The sequence below is a fragment of the Stenotrophomonas sp. 169 genome (assembly GCF_014621775.1).
Classification (GTDB): Bacteria; Pseudomonadota; Gammaproteobacteria; order Xanthomonadales; family Xanthomonadaceae; genus Stenotrophomonas.
In genome coordinates this window covers 1802343-1822584 of the sequence record NZ_CP061204.1, presented here as the reverse complement: position 1 = coordinate 1822584, position 20242 = coordinate 1802343, and the positions used below count along the sequence as shown (strand labels likewise).

At 66.2% G+C, this 20242-nt stretch carries 14 protein-coding genes; 9 read left to right on the top strand and 5 right to left on the bottom strand.

What is annotated here, in order from left to right:
• Nucleotides 1-11 precede the first annotated feature (11 nt).
• Both ICJ04_RS07860 and ICJ04_RS07855 read left to right on the top strand, forming a co-directional pair.
• Nucleotides 12-2123, top strand: coding sequence for a TonB-dependent receptor (locus ICJ04_RS07860; protein ID WP_188326952.1), 2112 nt, complete (start codon nucleotides 12-14; stop codon nucleotides 2121-2123).
• Between the two features lie 202 nt (nucleotides 2124-2325).
• Nucleotides 2326-4290 (top strand): HWE histidine kinase domain-containing protein, encoded by a 1965-nt coding sequence (locus tag ICJ04_RS07855; protein ID WP_188326951.1) that lies wholly within the window; start codon nucleotides 2326-2328, stop codon nucleotides 4288-4290.
• Nucleotides 4291-4314: 24 nt separating this feature from the next.
• Here the strand turns inward: ICJ04_RS07855 and ICJ04_RS07850 are convergent, their stop codons facing one another.
• Genes ICJ04_RS07850 through ICJ04_RS07840 form a run of 3 tightly spaced genes read right to left on the bottom strand, consistent with a single transcriptional unit; the run spans nucleotide 4315 to nucleotide 5802 of the window.
• Entirely contained in the window at nucleotides 4315-4695 is a 381-nt protein-coding gene (locus ICJ04_RS07850) for a hypothetical protein (RefSeq protein ID WP_188326950.1), read from the bottom strand.
• Nucleotides 4692-5063 carry a hypothetical protein gene (locus ICJ04_RS07845; RefSeq protein WP_188326949.1) on the bottom strand — a complete coding sequence of 124 codons (372 nt, stop codon included), beginning with the start codon at nucleotides 5061-5063 and terminating at the stop codon, nucleotides 4692-4694. Before ICJ04_RS07845 ends, ICJ04_RS07850 begins: the two co-directional genes overlap by 4 nt.
• 10 nt (nucleotides 5064-5073) lie before the next feature.
• Complete coding sequence (locus ICJ04_RS07840) at nucleotides 5074-5802, bottom strand: SGNH/GDSL hydrolase family protein (RefSeq protein ID WP_223203049.1); 729 nt, start codon at nucleotides 5800-5802, stop codon at nucleotides 5074-5076.
• A 215-nt stretch (nucleotides 5803-6017) separates the two neighbouring features.
• Here ICJ04_RS07840 and ICJ04_RS07835 point away from each other — a divergent pair, with 215 nt between their 5' ends.
• Entirely contained in the window at nucleotides 6018-8192 is a 2175-nt protein-coding gene (locus ICJ04_RS07835; RefSeq protein WP_188326947.1) for a hypothetical protein, read from the top strand.
• Between the two features lie 218 nt (nucleotides 8193-8410).
• Here the strand turns inward: ICJ04_RS07835 and ICJ04_RS07830 are convergent, their stop codons facing one another.
• The gene (locus tag ICJ04_RS07830) at nucleotides 8411-11260 is read right to left on the bottom strand and encodes a TonB-dependent receptor (protein ID WP_223203009.1); all 2850 of its coding nucleotides are present in this window, start codon (nucleotides 11258-11260) and stop codon (nucleotides 8411-8413) included.
• Between the two features lie 157 nt (nucleotides 11261-11417).
• On the opposite strand from ICJ04_RS07830, the gene ICJ04_RS07825 reads away from it, so the two are divergent.
• Complete coding sequence (locus ICJ04_RS07825; RefSeq protein ID WP_188326945.1) at nucleotides 11418-12200, top strand: DeoR/GlpR family DNA-binding transcription regulator; 783 nt, start codon at nucleotides 11418-11420, stop codon at nucleotides 12198-12200.
• Nucleotides 12201-12579: 379 nt separating this feature from the next.
• On the opposite strand, the gene ICJ04_RS07820 is transcribed toward ICJ04_RS07825, so the two are convergent.
• Nucleotides 12580-13725, bottom strand: coding sequence for an amidohydrolase family protein (locus ICJ04_RS07820; RefSeq protein ID WP_188326944.1), 1146 nt, complete (start codon nucleotides 13723-13725; stop codon nucleotides 12580-12582).
• Nucleotides 13726-13839: 114 nt separating this feature from the next.
• On the opposite strand from ICJ04_RS07820, the gene ICJ04_RS07815 reads away from it, so the two are divergent.
• The 5 genes from ICJ04_RS07815 to ICJ04_RS07795 are packed head-to-tail and all read left to right on the top strand — an operon-like array spanning nucleotide 13840 to nucleotide 20242.
• Entirely contained in the window at nucleotides 13840-15936 is a 2097-nt protein-coding gene (locus tag ICJ04_RS07815; protein WP_188326943.1) for a glycoside hydrolase family 36 protein, read from the top strand.
• Complete coding sequence (locus ICJ04_RS07810; RefSeq protein WP_223203008.1) at nucleotides 15933-16862, top strand: DMT family transporter; 930 nt, start codon at nucleotides 15933-15935, stop codon at nucleotides 16860-16862. The genes ICJ04_RS07815 and ICJ04_RS07810 overlap by 4 nt, the downstream gene beginning before the upstream one ends.
• Nucleotides 16863-16873: 11 nt before the next feature.
• Complete coding sequence (locus tag ICJ04_RS07805) at nucleotides 16874-18163, top strand: D-tagatose-bisphosphate aldolase, class II, non-catalytic subunit (RefSeq protein ID WP_188326942.1); 1290 nt, start codon at nucleotides 16874-16876, stop codon at nucleotides 18161-18163.
• Nucleotides 18150-19310: an SIS domain-containing protein gene (locus ICJ04_RS07800; protein WP_188326941.1), complete on the top strand. Its 1161-nt coding sequence runs from the start codon at nucleotides 18150-18152 to the stop codon at nucleotides 19308-19310. The genes ICJ04_RS07805 and ICJ04_RS07800 overlap by 14 nt, the downstream gene beginning before the upstream one ends.
• Nucleotides 19307-20242, top strand: coding sequence for a BadF/BadG/BcrA/BcrD ATPase family protein (locus ICJ04_RS07795; protein ID WP_188326940.1), 936 nt, complete (start codon nucleotides 19307-19309; stop codon nucleotides 20240-20242). The genes ICJ04_RS07800 and ICJ04_RS07795 overlap by 4 nt, the downstream gene beginning before the upstream one ends.

The following is a 20242-nucleotide window of genomic DNA, read 5'->3' as shown; positions in this document are numbered from 1 at the left end:
TTTTACTGCTCATGACGCCTGTTGTCCTGCCTCCCTGCGTGCTCGCCGTTGCGGTGCTGACCGCCCTTGCAGCCCTGCCCGCCCGCGCTGAAACCGCGGCCCAGCCGACGACGCTGGATCGGGTCGATGTCACCGCGGCCGATACCACCGACGCCGCCCGCAAGGCGCTTGCGCGGGTGCCGGGCGCCGGCAATGTCGTGGATCTGGCAAAGGTGTCGCAGGGCCGGGTCGGCGGCACCGCGGACGTGCTCGCCTATCAGCCGGGCATCAACGCGCAGTCACCAGGCAACGAAGGCACGAAGGTGTCCATCCGCGGATCCGGCATCAATCGCGGTCCCGGTGCGCATGCCTCGGGCATTTCGGTATCACTGGATGGGCTGCCCCTGACCGGCGCCGGCGGTACGCCGTACGAACTGCTGGAGCCGCTTTGGCTCTCACGCGTGGAAGTGCTGCGCGGTGCCAACGGGTTCGAGCGTGGCGCGCTGGCATTGGGCGGTGCCATCAACTACGTCAGCCGCAGCGGCCGCGACGCACCAGGGCTGGAGCTGCACTACGAAGCAGGCAGCCGTGGCTACCAGAAGCGCAGCGTCGGCTACGGTGGGGTGCAGGACGCACTGGATTACTACGTCGCCTACACCGACACCCAGTTCGACGGTTACCAGCGGCATGCGTCCGGCGACGGCAAAGGCGCAATGGCCAATGTCGGCTGGCAGATCACCCCGGACCTGCAGACGCGCTTCTTCGTGCGTTATCGCGAGACCGACCACGAGACGCCCGGGCGCCTGACCCGCGCGCAGATCCGCAACGACCCGCGCGCGGCCAACCCGGCCAACCTGGCCATCGACGCCAGCCGGCCACAACCGGGCAGCACGTGGATCGGCAACATGACCACGCTGCAGGTGGATGAGGATTCATCGCTGCAGGCTGGCGTGGTGTATCACAAGTACCCGATGGACTTGAACGAGAGCCTGTACCGGCAGCAGTTGGATTACGCCAACCTCAACGCGACGCTGGATTACCGCCACCGCCACGCGCTGTTCGGCCGTGACAGCGTGACCACCATCGGCCTGCGCGTCAGCCATGACCTGGACGCGGACGTGCGCGAGACGCTGCGCTTCCCCAACGGTGGCTATCCCGCCGGGACCCACACGCGCGACTTCTCCCATCACGGCACCGACAGCACGCTGAATATCAGCAACGAACTGCAGCTGAGCGATGCCCTGAGCGTGCAGACGGGCGTGGCGCTGGTGCAGACGCGGCGAGAGGTGGAGGTCACCTGGCCACGCACCGGTGAGCGCTTGAACGAACGCGACTGGGATTACGCGCCGCGGCTCGGCTTCACGTGGCAGGCCTCGCCGGCCACCCAGTGGTTCGGCAATCTCAGCCGTTCGGTCGAGCCGGCACATCCTTGGTCGATGATCTGGGGATCGAACCTGTTCTTCCCTGCGGGCAATGGCGCATCGAGTGGACGGCAGCGTGCGCCGGTGGCGTTGGACAACCAGACCGCGACGACGCTTGAGCTCGGCGCGCGTGGCACGGCGGCTATCGGGCAATGGGAGCTTACCGGCTACTACGCGCTCGTGAACCATGAGCTGTTGAGCGTGGAAGTGGCGCCGGTCCCGAACCTGTTCATTGCGGAGAACAACGCCAGCCCCACCGTGCATCGCGGTGTGGAAGCCGGGCTGGACAGCACGCTGTACCAAGGCAGCACGGGGCGGATGTCACTGCGGCAGGCCTACACGTTCAGCGATTTCCGGTACCGGCATGACTCACGGTTCGGTGAGAACTGGCTGCCTGGGCTGCCCCGGCACTATTACCAGGCCGAGCTTCGGTACGACCACGCATCCGGTCTGTATGCGGCGGTGAACACCGAGTACGCGTCGAAGAGCTTTGTTGACTACGCGAACAGCTTCCGCGCGGACGGCCACGTCATCTTCGGCAGCCGTGTGGGCTTCGATGCACCGAGTGGTAAGTGGCAGGGGTGGCTGGAGCTGCGCAACCTGGGCGACAAGCACTACGCCGCCACGGTGACGCCGGGGTACGACGACGGTGGACGTGACGTGGCCCGTTCCACGCCGGGCGAAGGATTCGGCGTCTACGCCGGCGCACGATTGCGTTGGTGATGGCGCGCCCTGCGCATACTGGCGGGTAGCGCCGAGCCACGCTCGGCGGATTCCTGCACCGTTCGAGTCCCGCTGCGCTCGCCGACCATGGGTCGGCGCTACCGTGCAGTTCTGCACCGTTCGAACTCGCTGCGCTCGCCGACCATGGGTCGGCGCTACCGGGTAGCCTTCACGTGCTCTTTGCGTCGGGGTTGGCAAAACGGTGGGCCTGACGAACTTTCCCTTCGCCATCATGCCCCCTGCCCTGTCCGACGTCGCCGTCGAAACGATCCTCGACGACTCCCGCCTGGGTGTCTGGCACTTCGATATCGCTCGACGGCAGCTCACGGCGTCGGGTACCGCCGCTGATCAACTGGGCGGCATCGCACCTGCCGTCTTGCGCGCTGCATGGCGGCGCGTGCATCGGCAGACCCGCGACGCCCCGCACTTTGAGATCGAACTCCCTTGGACCGATGGCAACAGCCGACGCTGGCTGATGCTGCGCGGGCGGCTGGATCGGCAGCGTGACCACATCAACGGCATGTGCCTGGACATGACCCGCCGGGTGCGCGCCGAACTGCTGGTACGAGAACAGGCAACACTGCTGGATACGCTGGCACGGGGCACACCGCCGCGCGAGTGCCTGCAGGTACTGATCGACTCGATTGAACGGATGAAGCCGGGTCTGCGGGCGTGCGTCGTCGTCGCCTCCGCACGTGAGCCGCTGGTGCGTTATGTCATCGGGAGCAGCATGCCCCCTGCTCTGCTGGAGCAACTTGAGCGCGCGTCCTGCTCCCCGCTTGCCGCGCGCTTCACTGGCGGGTCTGTCGCTGCGGTTCCACCAGACACGTCGACGGACGCGGCATGGGCGGCGCAGTGGCAGGGCCATTGCCAGCAACAGGGACTGCAGGCCTGCAACCCGATTGCCATCACCCACGCCGGTGCAGGTCCGCGTGCGTGGCTGCTGATGTGCCTGTCCGAGGCGCGCCCGCTCAGCGGGTGGGAGGAAGATGTCGCACAGTTCGGCACCCGTATCGCGGCCGTCGTGCTGGACCGCGAAGACCAGCAGTTGGCACTGGAGCGGGCGGCCGATGCGGTGGTGCACGCGCTGCATGACGCAGAACGCGAGCGTCGCCGCCTGAAAGCGTTCCTGGACAGCTCACCGGACCTTGCTTACATCTTCAACCTCGATCATCGCTTCACCTACGCCAATCGTGCCCTGTTGCGGATGTGGGGCAAGACTGAGGAAGAGGCGCTGGGCCTGAACTGCCTGGAGCTGGGCTACCCCGACTGGCATGCAGCCATGCATGGCCGCGAGCTCGATCAAGTGATCGCGACCGGCAAGCCCATACGGGGCGACGTCCCGTTCGAAGGTCCTTTGGGGCGTCGCATGTACGACTACATCTTCGTCCCGCAATTGGACGCGCGCGGCAACGTCGAAGCGATCGTCGGGACCACGCGCGATGTCACCGAGCGCAGCGAACATGAAGAAGAACGGCGGCGCAGTGAGGCGATGCTGCGCATCCTGGTCGATGAGCTGCAACACCGGACACGGAACATCATGTCGGTAGTGCGCGCGATGGCCAGCCGCACCCTCGCCACCAGCCGCGACATGACCGACTTCGCCAGCCGTTTCGATGCCCGTCTGGATGCCCTGGCACGCGCGCAGGGCCTGCTGTCGCGGCTTGGCGAACTGGACCGGGTGCAGTTCGATGCGCTGCTGCGCGGGGAGCTGGCCGCGCATTGCGATCCGGCGGCACAGGGCGATCAGATCGTACTGGAAGGTCCGTACAACATTCCCTTGAGATCAGGCAGCGTGCAGCCCCTGGCGATGGCGTTGCACGAGCTGGCGACCAACGCGGTAAAGTACGGGGCGCTGCGCCAGCAGGGAGGTCGGCTGCATGTGCGGTGGTCGCTGCTGGAGACCGGCGCTGCCGACCCCGGTGCCCCTACGCTGCGCATCGACTGGAACGAACACGATGTACACGACCTGCCGGAGAATCCCCAGCAGATCCGTGGCGGTGGTGCGGGACGTGAGCTGATCGAACGCGCGTTGCCGTACCAGATCGGTGCCGACGTCGACTACGGCTTTGCCGATGATGGACTGCGCTGCACCATCCAGCTGGATGCTTCACAGCTGCAGCTCGATGCGATGGACCGCGTACAGGGGTCGATGGTGGTGACCTGACGTGACGGACGGTGCGCGATAGCGCTAAGCCGTTCGCTGCTGTCTGCGCCACATCGTGACGTGCCAGAGGCAGAGATAGGTGGCAAACAGGACACCCGGCGCGGCGAACAGCAGCAATCCGAGCACGCCCGGCAGCAGCCATCCCACCGCCAGCAAGGTCCCCATCAGCGGCCAACGCCAATGCAGCGGACGGCGCTCCAACCAACGCAGGTTGAGCGCACCCAGAATGGGCCAGGCCGCCAAGCTCGCGGGCGCGGCGACAAAGAGATAGAGGTCTTGGAGGGGAGGCCATCCCTCCCAGCTCAGGGGCTGCCCCAGCGCAACCGTTACGAACATCAGCTGCCACATCATCCCCGGAATGCATAACAGCCAGATCAAGACGGACAACGCGATGCGCCACTTCATGCGTTCGGCCCCTGCTCGCTGCACGGCAGAGCCGCATACCACGTTGCATACGGCGTGTTCTTCACCAGATGACGGTTGAAGTCCTTCGCCCCGTCGCTCCACCAGACCGGACCACGCTCTCCCAGCCCTATCTTCGCGGCGTCAACCGCGGCACGCGCGGCAGCAAGCTGCGCTGCGTCGTCTGCAGCCAGGGCCGTTTTCACCGCTCGCCGCGCGTCCATCAGTTGGGCCACCAACGCCGTCCGGGTGACCTCGTCCAATCCAGGGTTGGCTGCACGCCACAGACGTCCGCGGACGACAATGTAACGGCCATCCGGTGTGGTGGGCACGCTCAACGCAGCATTCCGTCCGGCGAGCGACCAGACCACCCGGCTCGTTTCACCGCTGCGTCCCCTGCGTCCTGCCTGATGGCACCGCGCCCGCCGCAGCCAGTGCGTCGGCGATCGCGGCCTCGGCCAGGGGGGCCATGCGCGCGTAGCCGGCCGGCGTGGTATGCACCCCGTCCGCCGACAGCGCGACATCCAGCCCGCCTTCCTTGTTGGTCATGAGCGCGTGGTAGTCCAGGAACACGATTCCCTCTGTGCCTGCGTATTGCTTCAGCGCTGTGTTCAGGGCCCGCACCTTGTCCGCTGGCCGCAGCCCTGCGCGCCACGGGTAACTGCTCACGGGAAGCACCGATGACAGCACCACTGCGATGCCATGGGCCTTGGCCAGTTCCACCATGCCGTGCAGGTTGTCCTCGATCATCGCCTGCGTCGCCGGGCCAGTGTTGCCGGCGATGTCATTGGTGCCGGCCAGCACCACGACGACCGCCGGGCGCAGCGCGATCACGTCCTGGCGGAAGCGCAGCAGCATCTGCGCCGTCGTCTGTCCGGAGATACCGCGGTTGATGTAGCCCTTGCCGGGGAAAAACGTACTGCTGCCGGTGGCGCCCCATCCTTCGGTGATGGAGTCGCCGAAGAAGACCACACGGGGGCGGTCGGCCGTGGCGGCAGGCAAGGCGGCATTCTGTTCGCGGTAATACCCCAGTTGCGGCCAGTCGGCCAGGCGCTGCTGCATGGCGCGTATCTGTTCGGGCTGAAGCGACCCGGGCTCGGCATGGAACATCGGGTCACTGGCCGGCGGTTCGGGCAGTACGGCGGGGCCGGCCATCATCAGGATCGGCAGCAGGTTGGACAGCAGCGACATGCAGTTCACTCCAGTAACAGGCAACAGGGACGTGCAGCCCCCCTGCAGAAAGTATCACCTGAGCCTGCAGCCTTCACGCTGTTGCCGCCGGCCGCTGCCGATAGTAGCAGCATGATTCCCGCCTGCGGTCCACCATGCCCCTGATTCCTGCGCGTCTGCAGCGCCTGCCGCGCTGGCCCCGACCTGTCCGTATCGCGCTGGCAACCCTGTTGGCGCTGTATCTGTTGTATCTGCTTGCAGGCAACATCTTCCTCAACACGCCGCTGTTCGACATGGTCACCAACCGCAAGCCGGACAAGTTCCAGCTGCACAGCGGCCCTGCCCTGACCGTGGTGCCAGGGCATGCAGTGCTATGGAACGTGCACGTGCGGGTGCAGGCCAACCGGACGTTGTTCGTGTTCAGTGGTGAGCGGGCAAGCGCGTATATTTCGCTGCCCGCGCTGCTGCGTCGTGAGATCCATATCCCGCGCGTGGATGCCGCCGGCGTACGCGCCGTGATCCGCCAGGTCGACAAGGCCATCCCGCCCCCGCCACGCAGCGACCGGGGATGGACCGTGCGTATGGATGAGATCCATAGCGACAGCGTCCGCAGCGGCGAGTTCGGCAAGCTGCTGATAGCCGGCAAGGGCCAGGCGACCGTGGGATTCGTCAAGCAGCTGCGCGGCGGGCCCGCCGAGTTGCTCGACAGCACGGCGACGTTCGATGAGGCCACGATCAGCCTCGATGGCACGACCGTGCTGGACCAGGCCCACCTTGACGCGCGTGCCAGCTTTCCGCGCCATTACCGCGACGAAGCGCCGGGACGCCGCAAGCTCGGCATCCTGACCGCCGAGTTGAAGGTGGATGCGCGCAGCCAGGCCCTGCGCATCGACACGGCCGGCGCCCACGTCAAGGTCGGTACGATCCCGTCTACGGCGCGATTGCAGGCCGACCTGGCAATGGATCACGGTGGCGTGCTGCGGCCGGGCAGCCATCTGGTGTGGCGCCTGCCGGTGCACGCCGGTGACCACGCGACCGATCGCGGCCTGTTGGCACTGCAGCTCAACGTCGCCGAGCAGATCCGCCTGCAGGCCCGGCTGCCAAAGGACGAGGATACCGGCAGCGAGATCGACGCCGACCTGCACATCGCCGGCCGCACGATTCCCTTTGATGATCTGTCCGACCTGCTGCCACGGACCTCCGGCGAGGTACGCGCGAGCTGGAAGTTCGAATCGCTCAACTGGATCTCCGAGCTGATCGTGCGCAAGCCGTGGTTCCGGCTGGATGGTGGCGGACTGGTGAAGGCAGACCTGAAACTGGCCAATGGCCAACTGGCACCGGGCAGCACCGCCGAGGTTCCGCAGGTGGTGGCCATTGCCGATGTGGCGGGGGTGCGGATGCGCGGCGATGCACATGCCAAGGGCCGCATTACCGAGGGCACCACGCCGCAGGCGGAGTTGAAGGTGGAGATTCCCCAGTTCCGCGCTGCACCGACGGATGCGCCCGATCAGGTGCTGTTTGATGGCCGCGCGATGTCCTTGGATCTCACCGGGGATGCACGCCTGAAAGAGCTTAAGGAAGGTGTGCGCGCCCGGTTGCGGTTCAACGACGCGCGTGTGCCCGACCTGTCGCGCTACAACCGCTTCGTGGGCAATGACCAGCTGCGGCTGCTGGGCGGTACCGGCCTGCTGAGTGGCGATGTCGAGCTGGATACCTCCGGCCGCATCGGGACGGGCAAGGCCGACCTGCGTGGCGAAGGTGCGCGGATGCAGCTGGCCGGTGTCGCGATGCGCGGCGATGCGCTGCTGCGGGCACGCATCAAGCGGGCGGATTTCGAGCAGAAGCAGTTCGACCTGGGCGGCACCACCGTGCGTCTGCAGGACGTCCGCATCGCCGACAGCACCGATGCCGGGTGGTGGGGCGAGTTGGCGGTGCGCAGCGGGCATCTGGGTGCGTCGGCGCCGCTGAATGCCGATGCGGTGGCCGACATCCGCCTGCGCGATGCGGGCCCGTTGCTGGATGTATTCGGCGAACGCAGCGCCTACCCCCGGTGGGTACTGGGGCTGGTGGATTCGGGCGAGGTGCAGGCCAGCGGTCAGTTGCGCTGGCGGCAGGGCCAGCTGGTGATCGATGACCTGGAAGCGGAGAACGCACGGCTTTCGTTGCGCGGGCGGCTGGACATCGGCAAGCCGGGCAAGCGCGGCGACCTGTACCTGCGTTGGGGCGTACTGGGCGCCGGCATCGAACTCGACGGTGAGAACCGCCAGTGGCATCTGGCCGGTGCCAAGGAATGGTATGAAAAGCAGCCCCGGCTGCTGCCGGCCAGGTAGCGCCGATACCGGTAGAGCCGACTTTAGTCGGCTGCACAGAGAATGGTAGAGCCGACTTTAGTCGGCTTCACGGAGAATGGTAGAGCCGACTTCAGTCGGCCTCGGCATGCAAAAGCAGCCGACTGAAGTCGGCTCTACCAGTCCAGGTTCATCCAGTCAGGTTCACCCGGTGCGTGACAGTCTGCGACCGTCACGCACCGGCACTACGCTTCGCTCATTCAGAAGCGCGCGCTGAAGCCCAGCGTGAACGAGCGGCCGTAGCGGTAATAGCCCTGCGACAGCAACGGGTTGCCGTTGATGCTGTAGGTCTGTGCTTCGTCCAGCAGGTTCTGGCCTTGCAGGCTGACGCTGAACATGTCGTTGATCTCATACGAGATGCTCGCGGTCAGCCAGGTGATCTCGTCGGCCTGTTCGTTGTAGCCCGCACCGAGCACGTTGGTGGCGGTCACGAAACCGTCGCTGTAATCGGCCGTTGCACTCACCGACCACGGGCCCTTTTCATACATCAGGCCCAACGAATACACCGAAGGAGCGATGCCTTCCAGCGGGCGCTCTTCGCCGCCGACGAAGCTCTTGGACCAGTTGCGCGTGTACTGCGCGCGGAACCCCAGGCCGTTCTCCCAGAAGTGCTGAAGGCCAGCTTCGATGCCGTGCACCTTGGCGTAGTCGCCGTTGATCGGGCGCATCACGTTGAACAGGTAGCCCGGCACGCCGATGTCCTGGCCCGGCTCCCAGCTGGTGGTGATCTGGTTTTCGATCCGCTTGTAGAACACCGCCATGTTGGCGATCGACTGCTCGTCGAAGTACCACTCCAGCGAGACATCGCCCTGCTGCGCGGTGTAGGGCTTGAGATCCACGTTGCCGCCGTAGATCTGGGTGAACTCGCCCCACGACACGCTGGCCGTGGTGTTGGTCGGTGCGAGCTTGTCCACCGGCGGGCGGGCCATCGTCTTGGCCGCGCCCAGGCGCAGCAGCAGATCATCGGTGAAGCGCCAGGTGAAGTTGCCCGACGGCAAGATGTAGCGGTAGCTGCCGTCCTGCAGCACCGGGGTCGGGTCGGCGTAGCGTGCGGTGTAGTTGAACGCGCCGTTCTCGGTGATGCTGATGATCTTTGCATCCCATGCCTGCGCGCGCGTCGTCGTGCTGACCACGCGCACCCCCACGTCTGCGCTCCAGCGCTCGCCGGACAGGTCGGCCTGGACGTAGAACGCGTTGGTCTTTTCTTCCACGCGGTAGCTTTCCAGCGGATTCCACTGCGGTGCGGCGTTGGCGAAGTCGTACACGCTGCCGTCGGGACGCGGGTTGCCGTTGTAGGCTTCCAGGCTGGCCAGGTAGTTCGGCACGTCGAAGCCCAGGAAACTGCGCGGGAAGTTCGAGCCCACTTTGTTCATGAAGTTCGGCAGTGACAGGGTGCGGTCCAGCACGCCACCGCCCAGATCGCCGACGTTGATCGCGTTGTCCACCGAGTAGTAGTCGGCACCGCCGTTGAGGGTGTTGTTGACCAGGTCACGGCGCTTGCTGCGCTCGGTGCGGGTCATGCCGAAGTTCAGTGAGTCCACGCCCCACTCGCCGACGTACAACTTGCCGGCGATGGTGCCGCCCGTGATCTCGTCCTTGATGTTGTCGCCACGCAGTTCCATGTAGTGCGTGTTGAAATCACGGTCATTGAACTGGCCGTTGGCCAGCCCCGTGGACAGATCGCGGCCATCATCCAGCGTCGTTGTGACATTCGGCACGGCGTCGCCGGTCAGGTCGATGCGCGTGACGTTCGGCTGGTTCATGCGCAGCACCACGTAGGTGTCCTGCCCGCCCGACTTGCGCTCGGAAGTGGAGCGGTACACATCGCCGGTCATGGTCAGGCTGTCGTTGACCTTCCAGCTGCCGTTGATGCCGAACAGATCGGTATCCACCACGCGGTGCTCGGTCTGGTTGAGCACTTCCGGGTTCATCCGCTGCTCTGGATCCGGGTTGTCCATGGTGAAGCCGGTGACGATGCCGTTCTGCACGTTGATATCCGACCAACGGCCCGGTGCGAACAGCGGGTAGAACGACTGCTGGTAAGACACCTGCGGCGAATCCAGGCGGGTTTTCAGGCCATCCACCACGATGCGCACGTCGTCGTTGGGACGCCACTCGAACTTGCCCGAGAAGGCTTTGCGCTTCTTGTCTTCCAGCACCGAACCGACGCGGAACTGACCCGGCGCGATCAGACCGTATTCTTCCGGATCCAGTTCGCCATTGCCGTTCGGGTCGATGTTGCCGCCCCAGGCATTGCCACCCCAGCTGGGGTCGGCCGGGTCCGGATTACGGGTCCAGCCGCCGTCATTGCCCGCGATATCCGTGCGGTCCTTGCGCTCGGCGTAGACCGCGCCGATCAGCAGACCCATGGTGTCGTCGGCAAAGGTGTTGCTGTAGGTCGCAGAGAACTTGCGGCCGTTCAACTCGGACATCTGGTTGTGGTCGCCCTCTGCACGCACGATCGCATGCTGGCCCTTGTTGTCGAACGGGCTGGCCGAACGCAGGTTGATCAGGCCGCCGATCGCCCCTTCCGTGAGGGATGCCTGTGCGCCCTTGACCACATCGGCGCCACTGATCACGTCCGACGGCAACACGTCGTAGGCGAAGTCGCGCCCTGCGCCGTCGGTGGCGAGGATGCGGTTGTTGAAGGTGGTGAGCGTGTATTCCGGGCCCAGGCCACGGACACTGACTTTCTGTCCTTCGCCGCCGGCCGTGCGGGTGATCGATACGCCGGTGATGTGGCTGAGCGAGTCGGCCACGTTGTCATCCGGGAAGCGGCCCAGTTCCAGCGCGCTGATCGAATCCTGCACGGTAGACGCATCGCGCTTCAGTTCGGTGGAGCGCGCCAGCGCGGCGCGGACACCGCTGACCTGCACGGTTTCCAGATCGACGGCGCTGCCGGCAGGTGCCTGCTCAGCAGCAGCCACCGGTGCACCGGCGGGCGGCGGCGTGTCGGGACTGGCTTGCTGCGACCACGCCGTGGCGGGCAGCAGCAAGGCAAGGGTGATTCCATGGTAAAGACAATGGCGATGCGGACGGACGGCGTTCACGGGCTCTCTCTCCTGAGGCATGAAGCGTAGGACGGTGGCTGTGGGGGCCTGGCTGGTGAAGCAACGAAACCGAGCGTATATGAGGTTTCGTTTTGCATCAATAGCGAAATGTAACGAAAAGGCGCATACTCTTGAACGTTTGAAAGGAGCTCTCTGCATGGTCGCCACCCGGGACACCAGCCATCGCCGCCAACAGATCAGTGAACTGGTTCGCCAGCACGGCAGTGTGCAGGTGTCCTCGCTCGCCCAACAGTTCGGTGTGAGCCTGCAGACCGTGCGCAAGGACCTGCGCTACCTCGCTGAGCGCGGGGTCATGGCGCGCGCCTACGGCGGCGGCATCGACAGCGGTGCGGTGAGTGCTGCGCCTGCGGCCGAGCCTCACTACGAGACCAAGCGCACTGTGTTTCTGGATGAGAAGCGCCGCATCGGTGCACGCGCTGCGGCGATGGTACGGCCGGGCGACACCATCGCGATTGATTCGGGCACTACAGCGATGCAGCTGGCCGAGGCCCTGCCGGACATTGATCTGACCGTCGTCACCAACGATTTCGGCGTACTGACCGTGCTCAGCCCGAAGACCCGGATCAACCTGGTGATGCTGGGCGGAGAACTGCGGCGCAAGAACATGGCCTTTTATGGCGGGCTGACCGTGGAAGCACTCGATGCCCTGCATGTGGACCTGCTGTTCCTGGGCGTGGATGGATTCGATGTGGAGCGCGGCATCACCACGCACTACGAACCCGAAGCCATGCTCAACCGCAAGATGGTCGAGGCGGCACGTGCGGTGGTCGCGATCACGGACAGCTCCAAGTTCGGCAAGGTCTGCCTGCACCGGATCATTCCGGTATCGGACATCGACACGCTGATCACCGATGTCGGCGCCCCCGACGACGTGGCCCAGCACTGCCGGGCCCTGGGCGTGGACCTGCAGCTGACCTGATCCACAGCGCAGCGGCGGCAGCGGCTGGCGGGATACAGCCAGCGGGTAGAGCCGACTTCAGTCGGCTGCACCCAACCCACGCGCACTGACCCACTCCGCCGAGCACGGCTCGGCGCTACCAAAGCCCATTCACCGGTCGCCCGGTAGCGCCGAGCCACGCTCGGCGAGCGCAGCGGCAGCGGCGGCTTCGACCGCGCGTGGTTGACCGCCTGCTGGCGGGGTACAGCCAGCGGGTAGAGCCGACTTCAGTCGGCTGCACCCAACCCACGTGCGCTGACCCACTCCGCCGAGCGTGGCTCGGCGCTACCAAAGCCCACTCACCGGTCGCCCGGAATCCGCGAAGCGCGGCTCGGCGTCACCGGGATTCCTGGGCCCGCCGTTACAGCTTGAACTCGCGTGCTGCGTTGCCGTAGTACACCTTGTCGATCACCGTACGCGGCAGCGCCAGTCCGGCGACGTCGGCGGCCAGCACGTCGATGTGCTGGGTTTCGTCGGTGGCCAGGTAGCGCCAGTCCGATTGCCACACCGCATGCGTTTCCGCCTTGAACTGTGCCGTATCCGCGCCCGGTGACTGGGTCAGGTCGGTGCCGTAGAGCAGCCGATCCTGGTAGCGGATGAAGAAGTCGCGCACCTTCGCGCGGTCTGCATTGGACTGATACTGCACCTGGCTCATGCGTGCAGCCAGATCGACCGTTGCGTTCGGGAATCGGTCAAGAAAGCCGGCCAGCACGTCCACGTCGTACTCCAGGCTGGCCATGTGCGCCCCGATCACCCGCAACTGCGGATGCGCGGCGACAAAACGGTCGCGCACCGCCATCAGGTCGGCGTGCGAAGGCTGCTCAGGATGCAGGAACATGTGGTACTGCGGGTGCTTGGCAAAGTACTCGCGGTCGTTGTTGGTGGTCATCTTGTCCAGCGGCAGCCAGCAGTTGTACGGCTCGCCCTGGTGCGCGATCAACGGCACACCCAGTGCGCGCACGTGCTCGGCCACCGGTGCAAGGCCTGCGTCGTCGAGCATGATCGCCCTGCCCTGCGCGTCCTTCTCCACCATGCCGATGTTCTTCCAGACCTTGACTGCCCGCGCGCCCTCGGCGATGTCACGGTCCAGCCCCGTGTTGACCTGCTGCAGCCAGCCCTCGCTGCCATAGTCCTTCATCGAGAACGTGGTCGCCCAGTGGAAGTGCGCGGGATCCTGCTTCGCCTGCGCGACGGCGATCGCATGCTGATCCTGCAGGCTGGGGAAGTCCGGGTAATCGACATTGATCGACAGCACTTCGAAGTTGTCCGCGCGCGCCTGCTGCAACAGGGAGGTATCAAGGTCGTTGGCGTGCACATGGGCATCGAATTTGCGCACGGTGGCGAAGTCGGCCATCGCATAGGGCGTAGTGTTCGTCGTGACGGCGTCAGCACTCGGTGCGGGCACCGACGCAGCGGCTTTGCCGGCGCCAGGTGACGGCGAACAGGCCGCGAGACTGATGGCCGCCAGCGCCACTCCAAGGGCCAACACCTGCTGTTTCACTGCCATGACGCACTCCACTGTTAGGAAACGAAACTTAATCGAACCATATCGCAACAAAACGCTTGCATCAACGTTTGGCGCGTGCGCAGAATGCCCCTCATCGTTACTCGGAATGACGTTATGCCACCGATTGGACGCCGTACCGCATTGAAGCTGATTGCCGGAAGCGTGGCAGGCAGCATGGCCTGGAGTGCAGCCCCTTGGGCGCGCGCCGCGATGGCTCCCCGTTCGACGGATCAGGCCGCCGGCGATGCCGTGCTGAGCCTTGCCTTCGACAAGCGCATGCATACCCGCGTTTCCCGCAACGGCAAGCCCCTGACCGGCTGGCAGCCCAGTGAAGCGCTGCTGCTGGCTGACATCGAGATCGTCGACTTTGCACTGGTGGATCAGCAGGCGCATGTGCTGGATGACCCCCGTCATGGCCCCGGCAAGCAGGTGGTCTTCACCGGCCGCTCCCGCAATGGGGTGGAAAAGCAGGTTGCGGTGAGCAGTTTTGACCAGCAGCCTGGCCTGGCCCTGCTGCAGGTGCGTTACCGCAACATCGGCAGCGTGCCACTGGCCGTCACCGGTTGGCGCAACAGCGCGTACCAGCTGGACGAGGCGCCGGGCGGCTTCTGGAGTTTTTCCGGTGCCACCCACACCGATCGCCGCGACTGGGTGCAGCCGATGGATGCGGGTTTCGACCAGCGCAACACGCTGTCCATGGATTCATCGGACTACGGCGGCGGCACGCCGGTTGCCAATATCTGGCGCCGCGATGTCGGCCTGGCCGTTGGCCATGTCGAGCCCGTCCCGCGCCCACTGGACATGCCGGTCAGGCGCACCGCGAAGGGTGCGGCCATCGCCATCGAATCACCGCAGGCCGTCACCTTGGCACCGGGCCAGCAACTGGTGACCGAGCGGACCCTGCTGGCCGTGCACGAAGGCGATTTCTACGCGCCCCTGCAGCAGTACCAGGTCTTCATGCGCGGCGAAGGCATCGAAGGCCCGCGTCCGCCCGATTCGGCGTTCGCGCCGATCTGGTGTGCATGGGGCTACGAGCGCGACTTCAGCGTGGAGCAGATCTTCGCCACGCTGCCGAAGGCGAAGGAGCTTGGCTTCGAGTGGGCGGTACTGGATGACGGGTGGCAGACCAACGAAGGCGACTGGAAGATCGACCTGCGCAAGTTCCCGCGCGGCGATGCGGACATGCGCGCGTTCACCGCGGAGGTGCGCCGTCATGGCATGCGTCCGCGCCTGTGGCTGGCCCCGTTGGCCGCCGACCCGGGCAGCGACGTGCTGCACGACCATGTCGACATGCTGTTGCTGGACAAGGAAGGCGCCTTCCAGACCGTCACCTGGTGGAACGCGTTGACCCAGTGTCCGGCTTACCAGCCGACCATCGATTTCTACGTCGAACTGACCCGCAAGGCGATCGCCGACTGGGGCTTCGAGGGCATCAAGCTGGATGGCCAGCATCTCAATGCCGTTGCGCCCTGCTTCAATCCGGCACACAAGCACGCCAGCCCGCAGGATTCCGTGGTCGGCCTGGCGAAATTCTGGGATGCGATCTACCGCGCGGCGCACGATGCGAACCCCGATGCCGTCGTCGAGCTGTGCCCCTGCGGCACCGCATTTGCCTTCCACAACCTGCCGGCCACCGACCAGTTCCCGTCGTCGGATCCGCTGTCGTCGTGGCAGGTACGCAGCAAGGGCAAATCCATCAAGGCGCTGATCGGCGACCGCAGCAGCTACGCCGGTGACCATGTGGAGTTGTCCGACAACCGCGATGACTTCGCTTCCAGCGTGGGCATCGGCGCGGTGATCTCCAGCAAGTTCACCTGGCCGAAGGACACCGATCATCCCTCGGTCCCCCTTCCGCCCGGCGGCTTCGTGCTGACCGACGAGCGCGAAGCGCTGTGGCGTCGGTGGGTGGGCCTGTACAACACGCACATGCTGCCCAAGGGCGAGTACCTGGGTACGCTGTACGACATCGGCTTCGACAAGCCCGAAGCGCATGCCATCGCCAAGGACGGAGCTCGCTACTACACCTTTTACGCGCCCCGCTGGGACGGCAAGGTCGAGCTGCGTGGACTGCCGGCCGGCCGTTGGGCGGTGCGTGACCTGTTCAACGACACCGATCTGGGCGAGGTGGACGGCGGCGCCGTGGCCCGCCTGCCCGCGCGGTTCGAGCGCTTCCTGATGCTGCAGGCCACTCCTGCCGGTACCGGCGCATGAGTGCCGAGGCCGTCGTGATGGCTGCCCCGCCCGCGCGCCGTCGCCCCTGGTTGGGATTCGCGCTGGCCACGGTGGCCCTTTGGGGTGTGTGGGGCGCGCTGTCCCCGCTATCTGCTGCGCATGGCTTCCCGGACACGCTGGTGTACTGCGTCTGGGCGCTGACCATGGTGCCGCCGGCGCTGTACATCCTGTGGCGCGGCGGCTGGCAGCTGGAGCGCTCGAAGCGGGCGATCGGCTACGGCCTGATCATCGGCCTGCTCGGTGCCGGTGGGCAGATGCTGCTGTTCCATACGCTGACCATCGGTCCTGCGTACTTCGTGTTCCCGGTGATTTCGCTGTCGCCGGTGGTGACCATTGCGCTGTCTTTCCTGCTGCTGCGCGAGCGCACCGGCTGGCAGGGCACGCTGGGCATCGTGCTGGCCCTGGTGGCGCTGCCGCTGCTGGATCTGTCTTTCGGGCGCGGCGAAGCCGGCCTGGGCTGGTTCGTGCAATCCCTGCTGATCATGCTGGCGTGGGGCCTGCAGGCCTATTTCATGAAGCTGGCCAACGACACGGTGCGGGCGGAGAGCATCTTTGCCTACATGACGCTCGGCGCGCTGCTGCTGGCACCGGTGGCCTTGGCGATGACCGACTTTTCGCAACCGATCAACTGGGGCCTGACCGGGCCGTGGATGACCGCCGGCATCCAGATCCTCAACGCGATCGGCGCGCTCACCCTGGTCTTTGCCTTCCGCTACGGCAAGGCCATGGTGGTGGCGCCGCTGAGCAACGCAGGCGCACCGCTGGTGACGGCCGTGCTGTCGCTGCTGTTCGCCAGCGTCGTGCCGGGCCCGCTGAAGACGGTCGGCCTGGTCCTCGCCCTGATCGCATCGCTGCTGTTGGTGCTCGAACCCGAGCGCCAGACACCGCCTTCCCCCCTCCCCTGACAGGACTCCCCATGCACGTTCTGCTCGACCTGGTCGCGCGGCATCGGCAAGGCCACGCCATCGGCGTGACCTCGATCTGCTCGGCCCATCCCTTGGTCATCGAGGCCAGCCTGCGCCACGCTCAGCGCACCGGTCAGGATCTGCTGTTGTTCGAGGCGACCTGCAACCAGGTCAACCAGGATGGCGGCTATACCGGCATGCGACCGGCGGACTTCGTGCGCTTCGTGCATGACATCGCCGAGCGCGTAGGTTTCGACGCCGGCCGCATCGTGCTCGGAGGCGATCATCTGGGTCCCAATCCGTGGACGTCGCTGGACGCGGAGGCCGCGATGGACAAGGCCGAGGTGATGGTCGGTGAGTACGTCGCTGCCGGCTTCCGCAAGATCCACCTGGACTGCTCGATGGCCTGCAGTGGCGACCCGGAGCCGTTGCCGGAAGCCGAGATCGTAAGGCGTGCCGTACGCCTGTGCCGTGCCGCAGAGGCCGCGTGGCAGCAGGCCGGTGGCGAGGCGCCGGTGTATGTCATCGGCACCGAAGTGCCCGTGCCCGGCGGCGCCACGGAGTCGATCGAAGGCCTGGCGGTGACCACTGCCGATGCCGCGTTGGCCACCATCCAGGCGCATCGCGTCGCCTTCGAGGCCGCCGGCTTGGGCGAGGCGTGGCTGCGCGTGCTGGCCTCGGTGGTGCAACCGGGCGTGGAGTTCGACCACCACGACGTCATCGACTACGACAGCAGCAAGGCACAGGCGCTCAGCCAGTCTGTCACCACGGTGCCGGGGCTGGTCTTCGAAGCGCATTCCACCGACTACCAGACCCGCGATGCGCTGGCCGCGCTGGTGCGTGATCACTTCGCGATCCTGAAGGTGGGTCCGGGCCTGACATTCGCCCTGCGCGAAGCACTGTGGGGACTCGATGCCATCGAGCGCGAGTGGATCGCCGATGACCAGCGCGCGCGGCTGCGCGAGGTCACCCTGCGCCGCATGCAGGATGCACCCGGTTATTGGCAGCGCTATTACCACGGCGAAGGCCGTGCCCTGTCCACCGATCTGCAGTACAGCCTCAGCGACCGCATCCGCTACTACTGGCCTGACCCGCTGATCGAAGCGGCGCGGGTGCAGCTGTTCGACAACCTGCGGGCCGACCCGCCGCCGATGCCGCTCATCGGCCAGTACCTTCCCCATGCCTTGAACGCGGTGCGCAACGGAACGGCAACGTTCGATCCGCAGTCCCTGGCCATGGCCCATATCAGCGCTGTCCTCGATGACTACCACCATGCATGCACGAACCATGACCTCACCTGACATTCTCGGTTTCCCCGAACCGACGCTGGAAGCGAACGGTGCACTGTGGACCGCGCGCGAGATCGCCCAGCAACCGGACATGCTGCAGGCCACCAATGCTCTGGTGGCGACGATGGCCGATCAGCTGCGCGCGTTCGTCGGGCCCCTGATCGATGACCCGTCCGCGCGCGTCGTGCTGACCGGTGCGGGCACATCGGCGTACATCGGCCAATGCCTTGCACCGCTGCTGGACCGCCAGTTGGCCGCGCGCGTGGACGCCGTACCGACCACCGACATCGTCTGTGCACCGCGCCTGTACCTGGACCCGACGCAGCGCCTGCTGCTGGTGTCCTTCGGGCGTTCCGGCAACAGTCCGGAAAGTCTGGCAGCGGTCGAACTGGCCGAATCGCTGGTCGATGAGGTGCACCATCTGGTGGTGACCTGCAATCCCACCGGCGCGTTGGCGCGGGTGCCCGTGGCCCGCTCGATGACCCTGCTGCTGCCCGAGCAGACGCACGACACCAGCTTTGCGATGACCTCCAGTTTCAGCTGCATGATGTACGCCACGCTGGCCGCGCTGGTGCCTGCCAGCGTGCGCGGCGGTCGCGTCGACGCCATTGCGGCGGCCACTGCGCAGGTGATCGACACCGCCCTGCCCCTGCTCCACACCTTGGCCGAAGCCCGCCATGACCGCGTGGTGTATCTGGGCAGCGGGCTGCTGCAGGGCCTGGCGCGCGAAGCCACGCTGAAGCTCGGCGAGCTGACCAACGGGGCCGTTGTCACGTGCTATGACTCACCGCTGGGATTCCGCCATGGTCCGAAGACCTTCGTCACCGATTCCACGCTGGTGGTGGTGTTCGTGTCCAACGATCCGCACACGCGGCGCTACGACCACGACCTGATCGACGAACTGCGCCGCGACGGCTGTGCGGCGCGGGTGATCGAGATCTCCGCCCAGCCGCGCGATGCGGCCGCCGCCGATACGCTGGCGGTGCGCGGGCTGCAGGACGCACACGATGTCGAGCTCCTGTGGCCCTATGTCGCCGCGGCGCAGATCTACGCGTTCCTGCATTCGCTGGCGCGCGGGGTGACACCGGACAATCCGAACCCGGCCGGCATCGTCAACCGCGTGGTACAGGGCGTGCAGTTGTACGCGTTGGACGCATGAGTGGCGCGCTGTACCTGGGCGTGGACGGTGGCGGCACCAAGACCCGCTTCGCCCTGATCGATGCGCAGGCCACGCTGCTGGCCGAGGCGCAGCTGGGGACGACGTATCACCCGCAGGTGGGGCTGGACGGCGTGCGTGCGATTCTTGCTGAAGGCATCGAGCAGGTCCTGACGCAGGTTGACGCAGGACGCGAGGCCATCCGCCAGGCGTTCTTCGGCCTGCCTGCGTACGGCGAAGACAGCCGCGCCACTGCCCGGCTGCAGTCGATTCCCGGGGACGTGCTGGGTCACGCACGTTACAGCTGCGACAACGACATGGTCTGTGGCTGGGCCGGGTCGTTGGCCTGCGCCGATGGCATCAACATCATCGCCGGCACGGGCTCGATGGGCTACGGACGTCGCGGTGCAGCCTCTGCACGTGCCGGCGGCTGGGGCGAAGCGTTTTCCGATGAAGGGTCGGCGTACTGGATCGCCGTGCAGGGGCTCAATGCGTTCTCGCGGATGAGTGATGGCCGCCTGCCGCGCGGGCCGCTGCACGGCATCCTGCGCGAGCACTTCCAGCTGGGCGAGCACGACCTGGACATCTGCGCGCATGTGTACGGCGAGGGCCACGGCTCACGGGGTGAGTTGGCGCAGCTGTCGCCGCTGGTATCGCGCGCAGCACAGGCTGGCGACCCGGTGGCCGCCTCGATCTTCGAGCGGGCCGGGCACGAGTTGGCTGCCATCGCCGACGCGCTGCGCATCAACCTGGACTTTCAGGCCGGCGAGCCGGTGCCGCTGTCCTGGTCGGGCGGTGCCTTCAGCGCAGGCGATGCACTGATGGGGCCGTTCTCGACCGCGCTGCACGCTGCCAGCCCGCACTTCACCCTGCACGCACCCCAGCATCCACCGCATTACGGTGCCGCACTGTACGCGCGACTGCTGGCGCACTGA

Bases quoted from the DNA above. Each gene is read 5' to 3' on its own strand.
- ICJ04_RS07860 (WP_188326952.1), top strand. From the start codon at position 12: ATGACGCCTGTTGTCCTGCCTCCCTGCGTGCTCGCCGTTGCGGTGCTG.
- ICJ04_RS07805 (WP_188326942.1), top strand. From the start codon at position 16,874: ATGCACGTTCTGCTCGACCTGGTCGCGCGGCATCGGCAAGGCCACGCC.
- ICJ04_RS07795 (WP_188326940.1), top strand. From the start codon at position 19,307: ATGAGTGGCGCGCTGTACCTGGGCGTGGACGGTGGCGGCACCAAGACC.
- ICJ04_RS07840 (WP_223203049.1), bottom strand. From the start codon at position 5,802: ATGTTCCATGCCGAGCCCGGGTCGCTTCAGCCCGAACAGATACGCGCC.
- ICJ04_RS07820 (WP_188326944.1), bottom strand. From the start codon at position 13,725: ATGGCAGTGAAACAGCAGGTGTTGGCCCTTGGAGTGGCGCTGGCGGCC.
- ICJ04_RS07825 (WP_188326945.1), top strand. From the start codon at position 11,418: ATGGTCGCCACCCGGGACACCAGCCATCGCCGCCAACAGATCAGTGAA.
- ICJ04_RS07850 (WP_188326950.1), bottom strand. From the start codon at position 4,695: ATGAAGTGGCGCATCGCGTTGTCCGTCTTGATCTGGCTGTTATGCATT.
- ICJ04_RS07815 (WP_188326943.1), top strand. From the start codon at position 13,840: ATGCCACCGATTGGACGCCGTACCGCATTGAAGCTGATTGCCGGAAGC.
- ICJ04_RS07810 (WP_223203008.1), top strand. From the start codon at position 15,933: ATGAGTGCCGAGGCCGTCGTGATGGCTGCCCCGCCCGCGCGCCGTCGC.
- ICJ04_RS07835 (WP_188326947.1), top strand. From the start codon at position 6,018: ATGCCCCTGATTCCTGCGCGTCTGCAGCGCCTGCCGCGCTGGCCCCGA.
- ICJ04_RS07800 (WP_188326941.1), top strand. From the start codon at position 18,150: ATGACCTCACCTGACATTCTCGGTTTCCCCGAACCGACGCTGGAAGCG.